Below are 20,121 nucleotides of genomic sequence, written 5' to 3' on the forward strand. Positions count from 1 at the left end.
GCAAAAATACTTTTATATCCGCAATAAATAAACCAAAGTAGGTAGTTTGATTACTTTTTTTTAGACATACGAAAGATGTCTTCCTGTTAAATACTTGATTATTAGTTATTTGATAGTATATTGATTAGAATCTTTCCGGGCTATAATTAAGAAGCCTTCCGGCTGTAAGTCTGACCCTTTTTTAGGGGATCTTCCTTACTGCCGGAAGGCTTCTTGCTAACAACCTGCCCAATAACCGGGCCAGTTTACGGAAAATTACGGATTAGGCTCCGCCAGTTTATTGACGTTCAATTCCCCCTGTGGAATCGGCCAGATATAAACCGATGCGTCTACCGTTACGGCCTGAATGTTGGCTTTGGCCGGTAGCGGCAGGTTCAGTCGCAGCAAATCATTCGACCGGAATCCCTCGCCGAGCAGTTCGATCCGGCGTTCCAGCAGGATGGCATCGACCAGGGCGGTTTTATCGGCAAACGTCGTGTAAACCGCCGTCGGTGCCGACCGGCCCCGTACGGCGTTTAGCAAAGCCAGTGCATCCGCGTCGACGCCCGCTGCCAGCCGTGCTTTGGCTTCGGCCAGGTTGAGCAACACTTCGGCATACCGGATCACGGGCGCATAGTCGGTATGTTGCGGCCCCGTCGGGAATTTGGTGAGCCGAATGCGACCGGCATCGCCCGTAAAATCATTCTTTACAAAACTGGTCCGGCGGGCATCGGTCGCCGTAAAGGCCGGGCTGGCCAGAATTGCGTTCGGGTTCAGGCTGTAGTCACCAATGCCGACAATGGGCATGTAATAACTCGCCAAACCGTTTTGTACACCCGGCAGGTCGTTGCTGCTCATCGGCATCGACAGAATGGATTCCGTAGTCGTATAGTTCGAAAAAACCGTAGCGACACTGGGCTGCAATTGGTGCGCAACCCCGGTAGCGGCCCGATACGGTGCCGTAGCAGACACAATTTTGGCAGCCTCCGTAACCACATCCGCGTAGCGGCCCATGGCCAGATAAGCCCGGGTTTTCAGGGCAATGGCGGTATTTTTATGAGCCCGCGTCGTGTTGAGCGCGGCACTGGCATACGAAGCGGGCAGGTTCTGTTCGGCGAATGTCAGATCGTCCAGAATCTGCTTGTAAACATCCGCTACGGTACTGCGAGCCAGGTCATTGTTTCCGCTTCCCACTTCCCCTTTCACGCGAAGCGGCAGACCGGGGCTGGTACCGTTGTTTTTCGTGTACGGCTGGGCGTAAAGCTGAATCAGCGAGAGGTAGGTGAGGCCCCGCAAAAACCGGGCTTCTCCCTTGTACTGACTGGCCAGCGTCGCATCGACTACGTTGGGATTGGCGTCGATGCCTTCCAGAAACAGGTTCATCCGGTTAATGGCCAGGTACGCCTGATTCCAGAGGTTGGTCGGTTCGTTCGAACCGGAGTTGTTGGTGTGGTTCCAGGTCTGGAGGGCCGTCACCCCGTTATTGCTCACATTCAGAAACTCCTCCCCCCGAACGTCGACATAAATAAAATACCGGCCACCCAGAAACTGGCCGTTTTTGACGCTGGAATACAGCCCGTTAACCTGCGCCAGCACCCGGTCGGGATTGGCAAACGCTTCCACGTCGGCCAGACTGGTCAGTGGAGTCGGGTTCAGAATGGATTCCTCGCTGCACGAGGTCACGACCGGCAGCAGAAAAACCGAAAGCAGGGCGGTTTTCAGGAGAGTCCGTCGATTAATGGAAGGAATTGAGGTATGTTTTTTCATGGAAAACCGTGTTGGTCGTTTAAAGTTGATCCGAATCAGTTCGTTAAACGATTGATTAAAAATTGAGGCTCAGGCCGGCCGTGAAGGTCCGTGCCTGCGGAACCGAGTTGCGGTCGACACCGGGCGCCGTGTTGGAGTTCCGGTTGGTCGAAATTTCGGGGTCAGCACCCGAATAGCCCGTGATAATGAAGGCGTTCTGGATCTGTCCGTATACCCGGATGGAGGAAAGATTCGCTTTCCGGAGCAGGTCGTTGCGGAACGTATACGCCAGCATGATGTTGCGACCCCGGATAAAGTCTCCTTTTTCGACGTTGTCGGAAATCGGGTTGGCCGAACCGTTGGAGATGTTGTCGTTCAAAACCGGCCGTGGCACATCGGTTACGTCCCCCGCCTGTTTCCAGTGGTTCAGAACGCCCACATCATTGTTCCAGGGGCGTTGGTCACGCAGACCGGCTTTAGTACCGTTGTAGATCACGTTACCACCCGAGAATTGCAGGAATAGACCCAGTTCCAGATTACCGTACTTGAAGGTGTTGTCCAAACCGCCGTACCATTTCGGCAGAGCGGCCCCAACCACCACCCGGTCGGTGCCGGAAATGGCGGGCGCATTGCCGTCTTTGTCGACATACGTCCAGCGGCTGGCGGCCGGGGCGGAGTGATCGTATTGAACCCGGTCGCCGGCAGCATTGATGAAAATCCGACGCCCGTTGGCCGGGTTAACCCCATCCGTCCGAATGACGTAGATGCTTCCGATCGACTCGTTGACCCGGACAATGTTGGAGCTTTCCAGACCACCGGTATTGGCCAGAATGTCGGCATTGTTGTTGGCCAGCGATGTTACTTCGTTTTTCAGGGTCGAAAGGTTGAAGTTGGTGGTCCAGTTGAATTTTCCCTTGGTGATGTTGCTGGACGTCAGGGCCAGTTCAATACCGGAATTGACCATTGAACCGATGTTGGTCAGGATGAAGTTGTTCGGAATACCGCGCGACGGGGCCTGCGGTTCGGGCAGGACGAGGTCGGTTACGTTTTTGTTGTAATACGTCAGCTCGCCCGTAATCCGGTCGCCGAACAACCCGAAGGCAATCCCGACATCCGTGCTGGTGCTGCTTTCCCAGCGCAAACTGGGGTTGCCGGCCTGTGCGAAGAAGAACGTCGGAACCGTGCTGTACAAACCGGAGTTAAACAGACTCAACGAACCGAAGTCGCTGATGCTGGCGTTACCGACGCGGCCTAAGCTGGCCCGGATTTTGAATTCATTCACCACTTTTCCGATTGAGTTTTTCCAGAAATTCTCTTCCGAAATCCGCCACCCGATGGAGCCACCGGGGAAATTGCCGTATTTCTGACCCGGCGCGTAGGCAGAATAGCCGTCCCGGCGGAAATTGAACGTGAGCAGGTATTTCTGGTCGAAGTTGTAATCGAAGCGGGCAAAGTAGGAAATCAAGCCGTTCTGGCTCTGGAAGTTACCGGCTGGCGGCTGGTTGCTCGTGAAGTTCCCCTGATACGAGGTAAAGAACGGATCGGACAGGCCCTGCCGCGCACCCCCCCAGCGGTTGATCGTGTATTTCTGAACCTCGTTCCCGACGACCAGCGCGACATTATTTTTGCCCAGCTGCAAATCGTAGGTGAAATAATTCTGCCAGTTCCACTGCTTGATGTTGGTGAAGATGTTAAACGCCTGGCCACCCGCCGTGCCACCTTCCCCGTGGACGCTGTTACGGAAGTCGATGTCTTCCACCGTCGTGTTGTCGATCCCGTAGGAAGTCCGGAACGACAGCCCTTTGAACAGGTTGAAATCGGCAAACACATTACCGATCAGGTGGTTGTTTTCCGACGTAAACCGGCTCAGTTCGAGGTCCGGCAGCGGGTTGTAATACCCACCGGCACCGACCAGGTTTTTACCCAGGCCCATGTTGTTGCCGGCGCGGTTGATGTTGTACGAACCATCCGGATTGAGGGGCGCGAGGTTAGGAGCGAGAACCAGCGGCAGACGGCCCAGACCACCCGTACTGAAGGCCCCGGTTGTGCCGGTATTGGGCGCCTGGTTGTTGCTGTTGGCCAGCGTAATGTTAGCCCCCAGCTTAATGGCTTTGTTTAATTGGTGCGAAATGTTCATCCGGCCCGTCATCCGGTTAAACGAGTTCTTTTTCAGCATCCCTTCCTGATTCGTGTAGCCCACCGAGAAAGCATACTTGGTGTCTTTGGTGCCCCCGTTGACGCTCAGGTTATGGTTGTGGGCGGTTCCGGTGCGGTAAATGACGTCATACCAATCCGTATCGACCACGCTGCCGTCGGCATTGAGCGTCGGGAAGAACTGATCCGGCAACCCGGCATTCCGGGCGGCCAGGTTCTTGTAGTCCATGTATTGCTGGGCGTTCAGAATATTAAACAGCCGGAACGGTTTGGTGGCTCCTATCCAGCCGTCATACGTTACCTGAACCCGACCTTCTTTCCCTTTTTTGGTCGTAATCAGAATGACCCCGGCGGCCGCGCGAGAACCATAAATGGCGGTTGCCGACGCATCTTTCAGGATTTCCAGCGACTCGATATCCGACGGGTTGATATCGCCAAGCGGGTTGTTCACCGTAAAACCGCCTGCCGAAACGTTGTCATTGGAGTTGATCGGTAAACCGTCGATGACGATCAGCGGAGACGAACTGCCGTTGATGGACGAAACCCCGCGCACCCGGATCACCGGTGCGTTGTTCAACACCCCGTTCGGGGTGATGATGTTCACCCCGGCCGCCCGGCCCTGCAGCGCCTGGTCGAAACTCTGTACCGGTTTGTTGGCGATGCTTTCACCACCCACCGATGAAACGGCCCCGGTGATGGTTTTTTTACTTTGGGTTCCGTACCCCACCACCACCACCTCGCTGAGGCTGGTGGCATCGACCTGCAACGTGACGTTAACCGTGGAGCGGTTGCCGACTTCGACTTCCTGCGGAGAAAAACCGATGAAGCTAAAAACCAGGCGGGCATTGGTTGGAACATTCGTCAGGCGGTAGGTGCCGTCGCCATCGCTGTTGGTGCCTCGACTGGTACCTTTGAGTTGAATACTCACCCCCGGGAGGGGAGAGCCGTCGTCTGATGAAGTGATTTTTCCGGTGATGGTACGATCCTGGGCTGAAGCAGAGAAAGACAACAGGACAGACCACACCCATAGAAATGGTAAGAATTTCTTCATAAGTATGTATATTTGTTTAGGTTATTTGCAAAAATGGTTCAAAAAATGATTGTATAATAATAGTGCATTAAAATTTCATTAAATTTTTTTTGAAGTCATTTATGAATCTGTTTTTTTGATATTTCTACTTAAACGACTCAAACCAGTTTTATGAAAATAACTACAGGATTAGTTTACTGCTTTTTTGGGGTTTTATGCTTGGTTTTTAATCCTGCTCATGCGCAGTCTCCTCTGAAATCCCAGATGAATAAACTGGCCGATGGGGTTGAAAAAAAAGTGATAACCTGGCGCCGTGAAATTCACCAGAATCCGGAGTTGGGCAACCGCGAATTTCAGACCGCGGCCAAGATTGCGGCTCACCTGCATGCGCTGGGCATTGACGTGAAAACCAATGTGGCCAAAACCGGGGTAGTGGGGATTTTAAAAGGCGGGAAACCGGGGCCGGTGGTGGCCCTGCGGGCCGACATGGACGGGTTACCCGTGACCGAACGGGGTGAGCTGGCCTTTAAATCGACGGTGAAGACGGAATACAACGGCCAGCAAACCGGCGTAATGCACGCGTGCGGCCACGATTCACACGTCGCGATCATGATGGGCGTGGCCGAAGTGCTGGCGAGCGTGAAAAACGACCTGAAAGGAACCGTGAAGTTTATTTTCCAGCCTGCGGAAGAAGGGGCTCCGGCGGGCGAAGAAGGAGGGGCACAACTGATGGTGAAAGAAGGGGTGCTGGAAAATCCGAACGTTGATGCCATTTTTGGGCTGCACATCAATTCGCAAACCGAAGTCGGAACGATCAAATACCGGCCCGGGGCCACGATGGCTGCCGTTGATTTTTACAGCATCAAAGTCAAAGGCAAGCAGACGCACGGGGCCGCCCCCTGGTCGGGCGTCGATCCGATTGTAACCTCCTCCCAGATCGTGATGGGCCTGCAAACCATCGTTAGCCGCAATCTCCCGATTACCGAATATCCGGCCGTTGTAACGGTCGGAGCGATGCACGGCGGAATTCGCCAGAACATCATTCCGGAGGAAGTCAACATGATCGGCACCATCCGTTCGTTTACGCCCGAAATGCAGCAGACCATCCACCGCCGGATCAACGAAATTGCGACGAACATATCCGAAAGCGCCGGGGCGAAAGCCGATGTCAAAATTGACGTGATGTATCCCGTCACCTACAACGACCCCGCCCTGACCGACCAGATGGTGCCGACGCTCGAAGCCGTGGCCGGAAAAGAGAAGGTGCTCATCCGCCCGCTGGACACCGGCGCCGAAGACTTCTCCTTTTTCCAGCAGAAGGTGCCCGGTTTTTTCTTCTTCCTGGGCGGAATGCCAAAAGGTAGAAAACTTGAAGAGGCTGCTCCGCATCATACCCCGGATTTTTACATCGATGAGAGCGGTTTTGGTCTGGGTGTCAAATCATTATGCCACCTGACGGTCGATTACATGGACCAGTGGAAAGGAGCCGGCACCGCCAGTGCCAAGAAGAAGTAGGACGGTTTGGGTAACCCGCAACGATCGAGCTTAAGGGCAGAATGGACGATTGGTACGCGGTTTAGACCGTCGTGTAACAAACCGGAAACCGGCGGGCTGCGAATCGAAATAAAGCAGCGAATAAGAGGAAAAAGTGGCTCCGAATGCCTTTTACACTGAGTATAATAAGTTGCCGAATCCGTCCTGTTAGTGGCAAGACTTTTTTTGATACTTTAGTGTGAAATTCCCAGGCACCTTACCCATTGTTCCTATGCTTCGATTCCGATTGCTTACACCCATCCTTTTTGCGGCCCTGTTCGTGCCGGTTACCCAGACCATGGCGCAGTCATCCAAAGCGAAGCCCGTCGCTCAGGATACCGCAAAGGTTGACCGGGACTATGCGCTGGAAGCGACCATGCTGGGCTTTTTTGCGAAAGATGGCACCCGAAATCCGACCTTAAAGGCCCGAAAAGGCGAGCGGGTACGGATCACGATCACCAACGGGGAGGTGATGACGCACGACATTGCGCTGGAGAAACTGGGCGTCAAGAGCAAAACCATTCTGGAAAAGGGTTCGAAGGCCAGTATTACGTTTAAAGCCGACCAGAACGATACGTATTTCTGTTCGGTTCCGGGCCACCGGGCGGCTGGTATGGTCGGAAGTTTCGAAGTAGTGGAGGGAGCCATTGCGACGGCAACCATCGCCGGGCAGGTACCGATGAAAGATGGACAACCGCTGAATCTGAATTTCGAAACCGGCACGCTGAAGGACTGGACGGCGACCGGCGATGCGTTCAGTAACCCGGTTTTCAACCAGGACGACCCGTCGCCGGTGCACGAAAAGGAGATGCACATCGGTTTTGATGGCACGTATTTCCTGAGCAGTGGCGGGACCACGAATTACAAGCAAACCGGTACGCTGACCTCGGTTCCGTTCAAGGTTACCCAGCCATTTGCGGCTTTTAAAGTGTCGGGCGGAGCGTTGCAGGATACGCGGGTCGAAATTGTACAGGCCAGCACCAACAAGATTATTTACCACATAACCGGGCAGGGCCGGGCCACGCTGCAACCCGCCGTGGTGGAACTGCAACCGTATCTGAATCAGGATATTTTCATTCGGATCATCGATAACGAAACCGGTATTTCCCAGATCCCGTACATTCCAAACGACAAATGGGCGCACATCAATTTTGACGATTTTCAGTTTTACGCGACCCGTCCGAACTTTCCGAACGAGCTGAAACAGAAGGATATCATTATTCTGCCCCCGCTGGACCCCGTCCTGAATGCCGGGCTTTCGGGCATCGAAGCGGCCAGGGCAATGACCGCACCCAACGGCTTTAAAGTGTCGCTGGCAGCCTCCGAGCCGGATATCGTGAAACCCATTTGCTTTACCATCGACTGGCGTGGCCGGCTTTGGGTGGTGGAGTCGCACACCTATCCGGTTCCGGCACCGGAAGGGCAGGGACGCGACAGGATTTTTATCTTTGAAGATACCAACGGCGACGGCACGCTCGACAGGAAGAAAGTCTTTGCCGAAGGCCTGAATCTGGTCAGCGGCATTGAAGTGGGCCTGGGCGGGGTCTGGCTGGGAGCAGCCCCGTATCTTTTGTTTATTCCGGCGGATTTCAAAACCGACAAACCGACCGGCCCGGCCCAGAAACTGCTCGATGGCTGGGGCACCCAGGACACGCACGAAACCCTGAACAGCCTGCGCTGGGGACCCGATGGCTGGCTCTACGGCACCCACGGCGTCTTTACGCACTCGAACGTCGGAAAACCGGGTGCGCCGGATTCGGAGCGGACGAAGATCAACGCGGGTGTATGGCGGTTTCATCCCACCACGCGGCAGTTCGAAGTTTTCGCCGAAGGAACCAGCAATCCCTGGGGGCTGGACTTCAACGATTACGGCCACGCCTTCATCACGGCCTGCGTCATTCCGCACATGTACCACATGATTCAGGGCGGACGGTATCAGCGGCAGGCCGGAAAACACTTCAATCCGTACACCTACGACGACATTAAGACCCACGCCGACCACGTCCACTGGGTGGGCGAGCGTGGGCCCCATGCCGGCAACTTCCGCTCGGCGTCGGCGGGGGGCGGACACGCCCATTCCGGGGCCATGATTTACCTCGGGCATAGTTGGCCGCAGGAATACCGCAACGAGATTTTTATGAATAACATCAACGGCGCCCGGCTGAATCACGATCACCCGGAACGGTCCGGAACCGGGTATAAAGTGACCCATAAACCGGATTTTATGGTCATGAACGATTCGTGGTCGCAGTGGCTGAACATGAAATACGACGCCAGCGGGTCGGTTTTCGTGATCGACTGGTACGATAAAAATCAGTGCCATAGCTCGAACCCGGATGTGCACGACAAAACAATGGGTCGGATTTTCAAGATTACGCACGAAAACGACAAGTGGGTGCAGGTTGATCTGGCGAAAGCGTCGGATAGGGAACTGGTCAACTATCAGTTGCACCCGAACGAATGGTATGTACGGCAGGCCCGTTTGCTGTTGCAGGAACGGGGGCCGAACAAAAAAGTACACAAGGCACTGAAGGAAATCCTGGCGAAAAATCCCGATCCAACCCGCAAACTTCGGGCGCTCTGGGCGTTGCACGTCACGAACGGGCTGACGGAGAAGGAACTGGCCGACCTGCTGGATAACGAAAGCGAATACGTCCGGAGCTGGGCCATTCAGTTGCTGGCGGAGGACAAAACCGTATCGCCCGAGACCCTGAAAAAACTGGCGACCCTGGCGCAGAACGATAATTCGGCGCTCGTTCGGCTGTATCTGGCTTCGGCCATGACGCGCCTGGAACCGGGTCAGCGCTGGGAGGTACTGGAAGCCCTGACGCAGAAAGCCGACGACAAAGACGATCACAACCAGCCGCTGATGGTGTGGTATGCCAGCGAACCGCTGGTGGCCATCGACATGAAACGGGCGCTGGAAATGGCCCAGAAGTCGAAAATGCCGAAACAGTTGCCCTATACCATCCAGCGCCTTGGGGCAATCGGTACCGAAGATTCGAAAAAACTGCTGAAAGAGCTGAATGAGCGTGTCGGGAAGCTGGAACATTCCCACGAAAACCACGAACTCCAGACGCTGATTGCCAAGACACTAGACGAGTAAGTGAGAAGTGGCGGGTGCAGAGGGGTGACGGACCATAGACTATCATAACGATCCAGTATCAAATATCCAGCATCCGGTATCCGGTATCCAGTATCCAGCATCCAGTATCCAGTATCCAATTCTCCATCATTTAACCTTTCATCGCTATGATGACAAAACCAGCTTTTAACGGCCGACTGGGTTTGAGTGCGTTGCTGCTGTTCGGGTGGATGACGAGCGGATACGGTCAGGAAAAACCGTTGTTCAGGATGCGGCAGCAGATGGCAACGACTCCGGCCACCGCAAATCCGTCGGGCAAACCGGTGGTACCGTCCAACGATTTCAAAAAGACCAAACTGACCGGCGACTTCATTTCGGAAGGGGTGGCCGTGGCCGACCTGAACAGGGACGGAAAACTGGACATCATTGCCGGTTATTACTGGTTCGAAGCTCCCCACTGGACCCGGCACGAGATGGCACCTTCCCGTTTGTTCGATCCGCGCAAGGAATACAGCAACTCGTTTCTGAACCTGGGTATGGACGTCAATCAGGACGGTTGGGACGACGTGGTGATCGTGGATTTTCCGGGCAAACCCGGTTTCTGGTTCGAAAACCCGAAAAATAAACCCGGAGTGTGGAAAAGACACGTGCTGGCCGATTCGGTCGGGATTGCCAACGAGTCGCCCGGTTTTATCGATATCGACGGCGATGGTCGGCTGGATATTCTGTGCGGGGATAAAGACAAAAAGCAGATCGTCTGGCTAAAATCTCCCTCCAAACCGGGTGAGACAGAATGGCAACGGTTTGCCCTAAGCGCCGAGAAGGTACCCGGTACTGAAATTTTCTCGCACGGCATCGGCTACGGCGATGTGGATAAAGATGGATTCAACGATGTGGTCGTTCGGGAAGGCTGGTTCAAGGGAACGGCGGACAAAAAAGCCGGCAACTGGGTTTTTCAACCGGCGAACCTCGGCGAACCCTGCTCACACATGCAGGTGCTGGACGTGAACGGCGACGGTAAAAACGATGTCGTCAGCGCGTCGGCGCACGCGCTGGGTATCTGGTGGCACGAGCAGATTACCGACGAAACCGGCAAAATCAACTTCAAAACCCATTTGATGAGCAACATCACCGCCCAGACGCATTCCTCCCTCATGGCCGATCTGAACGGCGACGGTCGGAAGGATTACATCACCGGCAAGCGGTTTCTGGCGCATCATGGTCGCGACCCCGGCGACAGCGATCCGGCCCTTCTGTTGTGGTATGAATTTACGCCCGGCAAAGAACCGTATTTTAAAGAACACGTCATTGACAATGATTCGGGCGCGGGACTGAACATCACGGTGCAGGACATGAACGGCGATAAAAAACCGGATATCATCATTGCCAATAAAAACGGCGTTTTCCTCTTCGAGAATAAGGTAACGAACTAGCGGGTTTCAATGGCCGGAAAAGCAGGGATTTTCAGCGCCTGTTTTTTGGTTTCGTTGGGTGCGCAGGGCCGACCGGTTGCGGCAGTCCTGTCGATCATTTTTCGAACCTTTTAAAAAAACGCCCGCTTTGGTCAGGCTTCGGAAATGGGCAGAAAAACGCTGAAGGTGGACCCCAGGCCGGGCTGGCTGCTGGCCGTGATGGCACCGCCATGGTTGGTCGCAACTTTCTCGCAAATGGCCAGGCCGACTCCTGTACCCGAAAATTCGCTCCGGGTGTGCAGCCGCTGGAACACCTGAAAAATCCGGTCAATGTATTTGTCGTCAAATCCGATTCCGTTGTCGGCCACGTTGATGCGGTGGTAGGAGGGGGCAATGCGGGTCGGTTTTATGGTCGGTGGCAAATGAGCCATCGCGATGGTTTGGCAGTCGATCCGGATAACCGGACTAATGTTGGGACGCAGGAATTTGAGCGCATTGCTGAGCAGGTTCTGAAAAAGTTGTTCCAGCTGTGACGAATCCCCCTGAATGGTTGGTAATGGCCCCAGCGTCACCTGCGCGCCCGTTTCCTGAATGCGCAGTTCCAGATCCGTTAAAACCGTATGAATCACCTGCTGCAGCGAAACGGCTTCCGTCGTATCCTGCTGGGTAGAAATCCGGGAGAACGTCAGCAAATCCTTGATCAGCATCGACATCCGACTGGCGGCCGCCTGCATCCGGTCGAGGTAATTGGCTCCTTCGCCCAGTTGCGTCAGGTACTGCGTTTTGAGTAAATCGCCGAATTGCTGCACCTTGCGCAGCGGTTCCTGCAAGTCGTGGCTGGCGATGTAGGCAAACTGTTGCAGGTTTTCGTTGGAGCGCAGCAGCAGGGCGTTGGATTCGGCCAGTTCTTCGTTGGTGGTAGCCAGTTCTTCGTTCATGGCGGCCAGTTCCTCGGTGCGCTCCTGAACCTGCTGTTCGAGTGCCAGTTGAATATTTCGTTGTTCCGTGATGTCCTGCGCGGTGCCGCTCAGAACGGCTGGCTGACCAGCGGAATCGTAGAAGACCTGTGCCTGGGCGTGGATGAGTCGAATTTGCCCGGTCTGCCGGTTGATGATGGGATGCTCGTTCTCGTACCGCCCGGACGAACCCGGCTGAATGACCGCCGAAATGGCGTCGGCGACCTGCTGCCGGAATTCGTCGGGAAGCGGGTTGTAGGCTTCGTCCATGCTTTTGGTATCTTCGGAAAAGCCCAGCCACTTCATAAACCGCTCCGAATACGTGAAAATGCCGGTTTTGACATCCATGCTCCAGGTTGCCAGTTCGGCCAGTTCGATGGCCCCCCGCAGCCGCGCTTCGGCTTCTTCGACTTTCTGCCGGGCCAGTACCTGCTCGGTGCTCTCCGTGGCCGTGACCATGATCCCGTAAATGATGCCTGCTGTATTTCGTAACGCTTTGTAAATGAAGTTAAAATAGCCCGTATACGGTTTTCCGGAGCGAACAAGGTTCAGCTTTTCTTCCGGCTGGTAGGCGGTTTCGCCGGTGGCATACACCTGCCGGATCTGCCCCAGCAGTGAACTGGAAACCAGCTCCGGCAGGGCCTGCTGAAAAGGCAGACCAATAATCGACGTATCCTTGCCGAGCATTTCCAGCATGTTCTCGTTGATGGTTCGGACCTCCATTTGTTCGCCCACGAAAACAACTTTGGCAACCGGCGAATTGAAGAACACGTTGCGGGAAAACAACTCACTTTCTTCCAGTTGCTGGCGAATGGCCGCCTGGTCATTGACTTCCTGGCACAGGATCATAACCCCGGTAATCGAGCCATCCTGTTCTTTGAAAGGCTGATAAATGAGATTCAGAAACCCTTCTTCCCGCCCGCTGTTCTTCAGCACGGAATACCGATAGTCATAAACGTACTCCGGTTCACCGGTGGCCCGGACGCGATCCAGCACCGGGCGAACGGATTCCTGGGTTTCGGGAAGGACACTGAACAGCGGTTTGCCCATCAGTTCATCGGGATGACGACCTACCAGGCGCGCATAGGCCTGATTTACCACTTCCACGTTCAGGTCCTGGCCGTCCAGAACAAGAATACCAATGGAGGCATTGTATACCAGGTTCTGAAACCTTCGTTGGGAGATTTGTAACTGCTTGATGGTGTTCACGTTCCGGGTGGTTTCCGCACAAGTGACCAGAACACCGTAAATGTCACCCCTGTCGCCGTAGGCGGGACTGTAGCTGAAGGTCCAATAGATATTTTCGAGTTGACCATTCCGGTAAAACGGCACAAGCTGATCTTCGAACCAGACGGGTTCGCCGGTTGTCATGACCTGCGTGATTAAAGGGCCGATAAAATCCCAGATTTCGGCCCATACCTCAGCCCCCGGTTTTCCGAGTGCCGGATGTTTTCCGGACGTGCCCAGACTGGGGCGAAAAGCATCGTTATAAAAACAGAGCAGATCGTTCCCCCAGAAAAGAAACATCGGAAAAGCGGAGTGCAGCAAAATGCCCAGCGTAGTCTGCAAGCTCTGGGGCCATTCGGAGGGAGCGCCGATGGACGTCTGGGACCAATCATGATTACGGGTGAGTTCACCCATTTCACCACCTCCCTGCAAAAAGGGATAATTGTTGTTCGAGGTAACTTTCTTCACCGGTTAAAAGTAAGGCCCTGCTAAAATAGTTATTTTCTTTATTGGTACACGGCATTTTTAGTTTACAACCGCAACCCGGGCTGTAAAACCGTTGAAGCAGGACTATCTTTGCGCTCCGGGAAATGGGTTTTCGGTTATAAACATGAGGATCGTGGTTTATTGGAAAAGTGCTAAAACCGACCGTGCCAACTCCTGGATAGCTCCTTTGCCGAAATTTTATGAATTCAATGACACCATCCGTTCTCCAATGGGCGAAAACGCTCTGGGACTATCACCGGCTTAATCAGCCCCTTCAACCCGCCGACGCGATTCTGGTCCTTTGCAGTTACGACAAGCGGGTGGCCGAGCGGGCTGCGCAACTCTGGCTGGCGGGCTGGGCCCCGTTGCTGATTTTTTCCGGTGGCCTGGGCGTCATTACCCGCACGATGTGGCGTGAACCCGAAGCCGATCAGTTTGCCCGCATTGCCCGGGAGATGGGTGTTCCGGCGGAGGCCATTCTGATCGAAAACCGGTCTACAAATACCGGGGAAAATGTGCTTTTTACGCGGCAAATGCTGGCCGAACAGCATCTGGATCCTGCCACGTTCCTGCTGGTACAAAAACCGTATATGGAACGCCGAAGTCTGGCTACGTTCCGGAAAGTCTGGCCCGAAAAACCGGTTCGGGTAACTTCCCCGCAGGCCTCCTTCGAGGAGTACCTCGATCCGTTTTCCAACCCGGATCTGTCACCGGAACAGGTGATTAATAGTATGGTGGGCGATTTGCAGCGGATTCGGGAATACCCCCGAAAAGGGTTTCAGATTCCGCAGGAAATTCCCCCTGCCGTTTGGGCGGCTTTTGAAGCCCTGGTTGCTGCGGGCTTCGATCAGCACCTGATTAAAAGCTGATTTGGCGGTTTTAATTCCGTCGCCCAAACCGGCCATTCTACCCAAAAAAGCCCGATTCGGTAACGTTGCTTTTTCCGGCGAAATTTTCGAGGCCCCGTCAAGCCTTCTTAAGATAGATAAGAAGGCTTGACAGGCCCGGCGGTTTCGTCGGTTTTGTTTTTGAGCGGTGGCTCTCAAAAGAATGGCTACCCGATCAAACGGTTCGTTTTTACGCTTTTTTTGGTTTAGCCCGCTCCTGATTCTCCTTCACGCGGAACTTTACCAGGCGCGTGATCAAATCCAGCGGCATGGGTTTATCCAGCGGAAACTGGACGGAACCTTTGCCGGTTTTATAGGCCGACAATTCCGCCCTGAAAGCTTCGTGGCCGGTGGGTGTGGCGTAAAAGCCGATGTGATTCCTGAATCCGGCGAAGTAAACGAGGGGATTTTTGTTCAGCCTGAACGCGGGCATGGCGTAGCTGATCGCTTCTTCGGCTTCCGGAGCTGCGGCTTTGATCGTTGCCCGAACCTGCTCCAGAATATTCTGCACGTCTTCGGGAAAATCGGCAATGTATTCATCCACACTGGCCGGTTTCGGGTTGGTCATAGGGAATTGGTTTTCCAATGAATATTGATTCAAATCCGCACCGTTGGCAACGTGCCGAATCCACGCAGCAGCAGATTCCGACGTTGGACCGCCCGTGGCAGATCGGCGCGAAGGTCGGGGAACTGGTCTAACAGAACCTGAAACGCCTGCATACCCTGCATCCGGGCAAGGCTGGCACCGAGGCAAAAATGAGAACCGTAGCCAAAAGCTAGGTGTTTATTTTTCGAACGGGTTATGTCCAGCCGGTCGGAATTTTCGAACTGCTGCTCGTCACGCCCGGCGGATCCCAGGCAGACGTAAAGCTGCTCGCCAGCCCGGATCAGTCGCCCCGAAACTTCAGCATCTTCCAGGGCAATGCGGGAGGTAATCTGAACGGGGCCGTCGTAACGCAGCATTTCCTCCACCGCCGGTTTCAGGAGTTCCCGGTGTTGTTGCAGCAGGGCCATTTGGTCGGGAAACGCCGTTAAGGCCGCAAAACCGTTGCCGATCAGGTTGCGGGTGGTTTCTTCACCGGCCACAAACAGATTGGCAATCAATGAGATCAGGTCATCACGGTCGATGGGCTGGCCGTCGGCGCTTCGTTGCTGTAACAGTTTTCCAATCAGGGTGTTGGCTGGTTTTTGTTCGTGGGCTTTAAGGCATTCGTCCACAAACGCCAGAAAATCGGCGGCTGCCTGGTTGATTTCCAGCATTTCGGCCCGCGACAACATCGGCTCAAAAATCGTTGCCAGTCGTTCTCCCCAGTATTTGAGTTCTTCGAGATGCGTTTCGGGAAAGCCCATCAACCGTGAAATGACCATGACCGGCAGCGGTTTGGCAAAATCATCGATGAGGTCAATGGCGGTTTTCTGGGCCATTTGCCCGGCGAGTTCCGTTACAACCGCCTGAACATTTTCGACGAACTGGAGCGTCGGCCAGATTTTCATGACAATTTCCCGGGTCCGGCCGTGCATCGGTCGGCGCAGGTAGAGCAGCCAGTTGTACGACGCCCGGTAGGTATCATACAAATCGATTACCGCACCGTCGACCTCCAGCGTCTTGTACCGGAAATACGACGGCATATCAATGACATCGAAACGCTTGTCCATCAAAACCGTACAGACATCGGCGTAGCGCGTCACCACCCAGTCGCCGGTTTTTAGCTGATGAACCGGACCCAGTTCCCGCAGCGCCTGGTACATCGGGTAGGGGTTGATGCGATTCGCCGGAGAAAAAGGGGCCCAGAGCGCCGATAAGCCTTTGCCCATCAGCGTACCTTGGGAAGCAGGTGCGTTCATCAGGATGGGGTTTGAGTAGGCAGATAATCATTGATTAACCATTCAGACAAACTGGCAATATCCGGAATTTCCCAGAAAACCGAAGGGTCGATGGCAGTGTCCAGCCAAGTTTCCAGGTCAACGGCCAAGGTGACGACAAAAACCGAGTCGAGCCGCAGCGATGCAAACGGCTGATGAACATTTATTTGCTCGGGGTCTATTTTGAGTTCGGAAGCAATACGTTGAGTGAGCCAGTGCTGGATGGCGATAGGTGTCAATGGATGATCAGGCATTCGGGATCGTGGTTTTTGTTTAGATTTAGGAATAGGGCGTTTTAGGGCAAATTGTTGGGGATAACGGTTAGGGTTTCGAATCGGTTGTCGTTTGTTGCAGGACATCCCAGCGGTAGTGCTCAGCCAGGCTGTTATCGAGAAAAGCCTGTTGACAAGCTTTGCGCTGCACTTTGCCACTCGTTGTTTTGAACACGCCATTGGGCCGCAGCAACACCACGGCCACCGGCGCCAATGCGTGTCGGAGGCTGACCTCCCGCAGAATCGCGTGGGCAATGTCCTGAACCGGGGCCGTTGGCAGGGCCACCCGTTTCAGCTCGTGAATGACCACCAGTTGTTCGCCCTTTTCGGTGTAGATCGAAAAAGCGGCTCCGGCATTGCTTGCCAGCGCTTCGTGACTGTGTTCAACGGTCAGTTCAATATCCTGCGGATAATGATTTGAGCCCCGGATGATAATCAAATCCTTCAAGCGACCTGTCACGAAGAGCCCCTCCGTTTTACAAAAAAAACCGGCATCTCCCGTTCGTAGGAAAGGACCTTCGCCGGTATTCGTATACCCTTCAAACCACTCGGCGCTCAGGGCGGGCTGATGCCAGTACCCTTGCGTAACGCTGGGGCCCATCGTCCAGATTTCACCGATTTCACCTTCTTCGCAGACGCGGCCGGTTTGGGGGTCGACAATTCGTACTACGCTGTCGTTCATCGGCCAGCCCGAACTCACCAGTTCGCGTGCTCCGGGTGTTCCGGCGGGCTGGTATAGAATGCGCCCGGCAGTCAGGGCATCGGCATCGACGGTGACGAAAGCGGGTGGGCAATCCACGCGACACATGGTAACGGCCAGGGTCGATTCGGCCAGGCCGAAGCACGTGAACAGGCTTTTTCGACTAAACCCGCTGATTGCAAACGCTTCAGCAAACCGATGGAGCGTCGATGCCCGGATGGGTTCGGCGGCATTGTAAAGGTGCCGGATGCTTCGTAAATCCAGTTCCGCCCGTTCGTCGGCGGTGGAGCGATCCACGCAGAAATCGAACATGAAGTTAGGGGCTCCGCCGTAGGTTCCGCCGTAACGCCGGAACGCCCGCAACCAGCGCATCGGTCGCTGGACAACGTGTACGGGATTGAGTAACACGGCCTTAAAACCGCAATACAACGGCTGGATAATGCCGTCGATCAGTCCCATATCGTGGAAGGAGGGGAGCCAGCACACCGAGACGCTCGACGAATCGTTCTGAAACGCGTGTCTGATAAAGGCCGAATTAGCCATGATATTGGCATGCGTCACCATCACACCTTTGGGCTGGCTGGTGGAACCCGATGTATATTGCAGCAGCGCCAGATCTTCGGGTTTCGGAAGGGGTAAATCCGTGGTGTCGGTCATGGGCAACGTATCGGTCGTGACCCACGAAAGGGAACGGAACCAACCATCGTTGCCGAAGTTTTTTTGCAGCAGTTCCAGGGTTTTGGCGGTAGTCAGCCCGGTCTGGATACCGGCATCCCGGATCAGAAAACCGATTTTGTCAGACCCCCGGTTTTTACCCGGTACCGCAATCGGGACAGCCACAATTCCGGCGTATAAACAGCCTAAAAATGCTTCGATAAACTCAAGCCCCTGCGGATAAACAAGCAGGCAAAGTTTGCGCTCAGAAGGCTCCCTGGCTGGATTGGCCAACAACCCAGCCAGGGAGCTGGCGCGGGCATGAAGCTGCTGGTACGATCGGACTTCTTCTTCCTGTTCGCCGTCTTTGAGAAAAATAAAGGCGGGACGGTCGGGTGTCTGGCTGGCACGAAATCGAACGGTCTCGACGATGGTTTTGAACGTACCGGACATGTTAAAGATTGTTGGTAAGGGCGAATTGTTATAATTCTTAAAAATATAGAATTTTTAAGGTAGACCTCCAAAAGTATTTACTATAAGTACGATAATTACCTAGAAAATACTACTGACCTGCGTGAACCCCGTCATTTTGGAACACTTGTCCGACGGCACAAAGCCCCATCGTGTTCTCATCCCTGGATTACAGATCATAGGTAAAATTGAAGAAAAGACCGGTCTGCCCCTGCCGGTTGACGGAATAGCTGATCCGTCCGACCAGGTTGTAAAAGGTCGCCACATCGAGGGCCAGTCCACCGCCATAGAGCCACGAATTGGCGAGTCGACTGTTGTACTCCGACGCCAGGGTGCTGTTGACGTAACCCATGTCGCCCACCAGGCTGAGGTACATCGCAATCGGTACGGTACTAAACTGTTTCATCGGGACCCAGCGGAGGTGTTTCCGAATGTTGAATACCTGGTATTTCAGCGTATTGCGTATCAGCCCGTACCGCTGGCCATCGACGACGTATAGTTCGTAACCGCGCACAAAGTCCGTCAGATAACCCAAGCCCCGCAAATTGAGGTACGGCTGGCGGTCGGGCCAGGAGAGTTTGCCCCGGAGGCTGTTGCTGGCGTAGAACCGGGACCCGAGCGACCAATACCGGGTGTAGGTGGTCGACAGGTCGAATAAACGCAGGTTGTCGGAAGGCAGCAAACCGTATTGATTGGCGGCCAGATTGAAATAATGGCCCCGCAGCGGATAGGCTACGGCATCGCGCCGGTCGTGCGTGAAAAGGTAACTCAGGAGAAAATACCGCTGCCGGGTTTGGCCGTTCAGAAAATAGTCGGGATTGAGTCGGGCAACGGTGTCGGCAATCGAATTGCGAACGTAGCGGAGTTCCAGCCGGTGAACGTTGTAGAACCGGTTCCGGCGCGTCAGGGTCACGTTGGTATAAAACCGGTCGCGCAGCAGGTTGTCACTGCGGAAATACACCAGTTTATCCCGTTCCGAGCGGTAGGCCATTTCCTTGTTGGTCTGGTAGGAGGCTCCCACGCTGATGCCGGTTTTCTGCGCCCGGTCGATGTAGGGCAGCGTATACACCAGCTGCGTCCGGCGGGCGAAGCCAAACTCGAAAATCGCGTTGATTTTGTCGGCATTGCCCGTCACGTTCTTGTAGTTCAGCCGGGCGCCGTAAATCGTGCGTTGCAGGCTGCGGCCCCGCTCATACCACCATTCGTTGAAGTTGCGGTCGGCGAGGTCAAAAACCGGGATGACAAAAAGGTACCAGCGTTCTTTCAGATCGACTTCGATATCCATCTGCTGAAAACCCACCTCCTTGGCCACCACATCGACGGTGACGAACAGATTGGTATTGGTGATTTTCCGCTGGTCCCAGGCCAGTTTTTCCGTCAGCTGGGGGCGTTGAATCGTGTCACCGGTTTTCAGATCCATTTCCCGGAGAATGATGCGCTCCCGTGTGCGGTGGTTGCCGCGAATCTGCACCGATCGAACAATCCAGAAATCCGATGCCAGCGAATCCGTAACGGCCCGTGCGGAAACCGTCGAATCCGCCAGCGATAACGACCAGAAAAGAAACGAAAGCAGCATCAAATCAACGAAGTAGACAATAGCATTTTCAAAAATACCGCAATAAAAAAATAGGTAAAAACAATCTTTAAATCTTTCAACAAAATCCTT

The 20,121-nt window shown here is 54.4% G+C and carries 12 protein-coding genes; 4 read left to right on the plus strand and 8 right to left on the minus strand.

Annotation, left to right across the window (positions count from 1 at the left end; genetic code table 11):
* Positions 1–255 precede the first annotated feature (255 nt).
* Positions 256–1,746, minus strand: coding sequence for a RagB/SusD family nutrient uptake outer membrane protein (locus tag ACFPMF_RS25260; RefSeq protein WP_379850398.1), 1,491 nt, complete (start codon positions 1,744–1,746; stop codon positions 256–258).
* A gap of 55 nt (positions 1,747–1,801) precedes the next feature.
* Positions 1,802–4,930, minus strand: a complete 3,129-nt coding sequence (locus tag ACFPMF_RS25265) for a SusC/RagA family TonB-linked outer membrane protein (protein WP_379850400.1) — start codon at positions 4,928–4,930, stop codon at positions 1,802–1,804.
* A 150-nt stretch (positions 4,931–5,080) separates the two neighbouring features.
* On the opposite strand from ACFPMF_RS25265, the gene ACFPMF_RS25270 reads away from it, so the two are divergent.
* From ACFPMF_RS25270 to ACFPMF_RS25280, 3 genes are all read left to right on the plus strand, one after another.
* Positions 5,081–6,424: an amidohydrolase gene (locus ACFPMF_RS25270; RefSeq protein ID WP_379850402.1), complete on the plus strand. Its 1,344-nt coding sequence runs from the start codon at positions 5,081–5,083 to the stop codon at positions 6,422–6,424.
* A gap of 250 nt (positions 6,425–6,674) precedes the next feature.
* On the plus strand, positions 6,675–9,548 hold the full coding sequence (locus ACFPMF_RS25275) for a PVC-type heme-binding CxxCH protein (protein ID WP_379850404.1): 2,874 nt from the start codon (positions 6,675–6,677) through the stop codon (positions 9,546–9,548).
* Positions 9,549–9,697: 149 nt separating this feature from the next.
* Positions 9,698–10,960 carry an FG-GAP repeat domain-containing protein gene (locus ACFPMF_RS25280; RefSeq protein WP_379850453.1) on the plus strand — a complete coding sequence of 421 codons (1,263 nt, stop codon included), beginning with the start codon at positions 9,698–9,700 and terminating at the stop codon, positions 10,958–10,960.
* Between the two features lie 131 nt (positions 10,961–11,091).
* On the opposite strand, the gene ACFPMF_RS25285 is transcribed toward ACFPMF_RS25280, so the two are convergent.
* On the minus strand, positions 11,092–13,590 hold the full coding sequence (locus ACFPMF_RS25285) for a PAS domain-containing protein (RefSeq protein WP_379850406.1): 2,499 nt from the start codon (positions 13,588–13,590) through the stop codon (positions 11,092–11,094).
* Between the two features lie 227 nt (positions 13,591–13,817).
* On the opposite strand from ACFPMF_RS25285, the gene ACFPMF_RS25290 reads away from it, so the two are divergent.
* Positions 13,818–14,477, plus strand: a complete 660-nt coding sequence (locus tag ACFPMF_RS25290) for a YdcF family protein (RefSeq protein ID WP_379850408.1) — start codon at positions 13,818–13,820, stop codon at positions 14,475–14,477.
* 208 nt (positions 14,478–14,685) lie between these two features.
* On the opposite strand, the gene ACFPMF_RS25295 is transcribed toward ACFPMF_RS25290, so the two are convergent.
* The 5 genes from ACFPMF_RS25295 to ACFPMF_RS25315 all read right to left on the minus strand — a co-directional run bounded on the left by ACFPMF_RS25295 (position 14,686) and on the right by ACFPMF_RS25315 (position 20,031).
* The gene (locus ACFPMF_RS25295) at positions 14,686–15,063 is read right to left on the minus strand and encodes an iron chaperone (RefSeq protein WP_379850410.1); all 378 of its coding nucleotides are present in this window, start codon (positions 15,061–15,063) and stop codon (positions 14,686–14,688) included.
* A gap of 29 nt (positions 15,064–15,092) precedes the next feature.
* Positions 15,093–16,340: a cytochrome P450 gene (locus ACFPMF_RS25300; RefSeq protein WP_379850412.1), complete on the minus strand. Its 1,248-nt coding sequence runs from the start codon at positions 16,338–16,340 to the stop codon at positions 15,093–15,095.
* Complete coding sequence (locus tag ACFPMF_RS25305) at positions 16,340–16,612, minus strand: acyl carrier protein (RefSeq protein WP_379850415.1); 273 nt, start codon at positions 16,610–16,612, stop codon at positions 16,340–16,342. The genes ACFPMF_RS25300 and ACFPMF_RS25305 overlap by 1 nt, the downstream gene beginning before the upstream one ends.
* A gap of 67 nt (positions 16,613–16,679) precedes the next feature.
* On the minus strand, positions 16,680–18,437 hold the full coding sequence (locus ACFPMF_RS25310) for a fatty acyl-AMP ligase (protein WP_379850416.1): 1,758 nt from the start codon (positions 18,435–18,437) through the stop codon (positions 16,680–16,682).
* Positions 18,438–18,624: 187 nt separating this feature from the next.
* Positions 18,625–20,031 carry a BamA/TamA family outer membrane protein gene (locus ACFPMF_RS25315; RefSeq protein ID WP_379850417.1) on the minus strand — a complete coding sequence of 469 codons (1,407 nt, stop codon included), beginning with the start codon at positions 20,029–20,031 and terminating at the stop codon, positions 18,625–18,627.
* Positions 20,032–20,121: the final 90 nt, after the last annotated feature.

It is taken from the genome of Larkinella bovis (genome assembly GCF_042655385.1).
In the GTDB taxonomy this organism is placed as follows: Bacteria; Bacteroidota; Bacteroidia; order Cytophagales; family Spirosomataceae; genus Larkinella; species Larkinella bovis.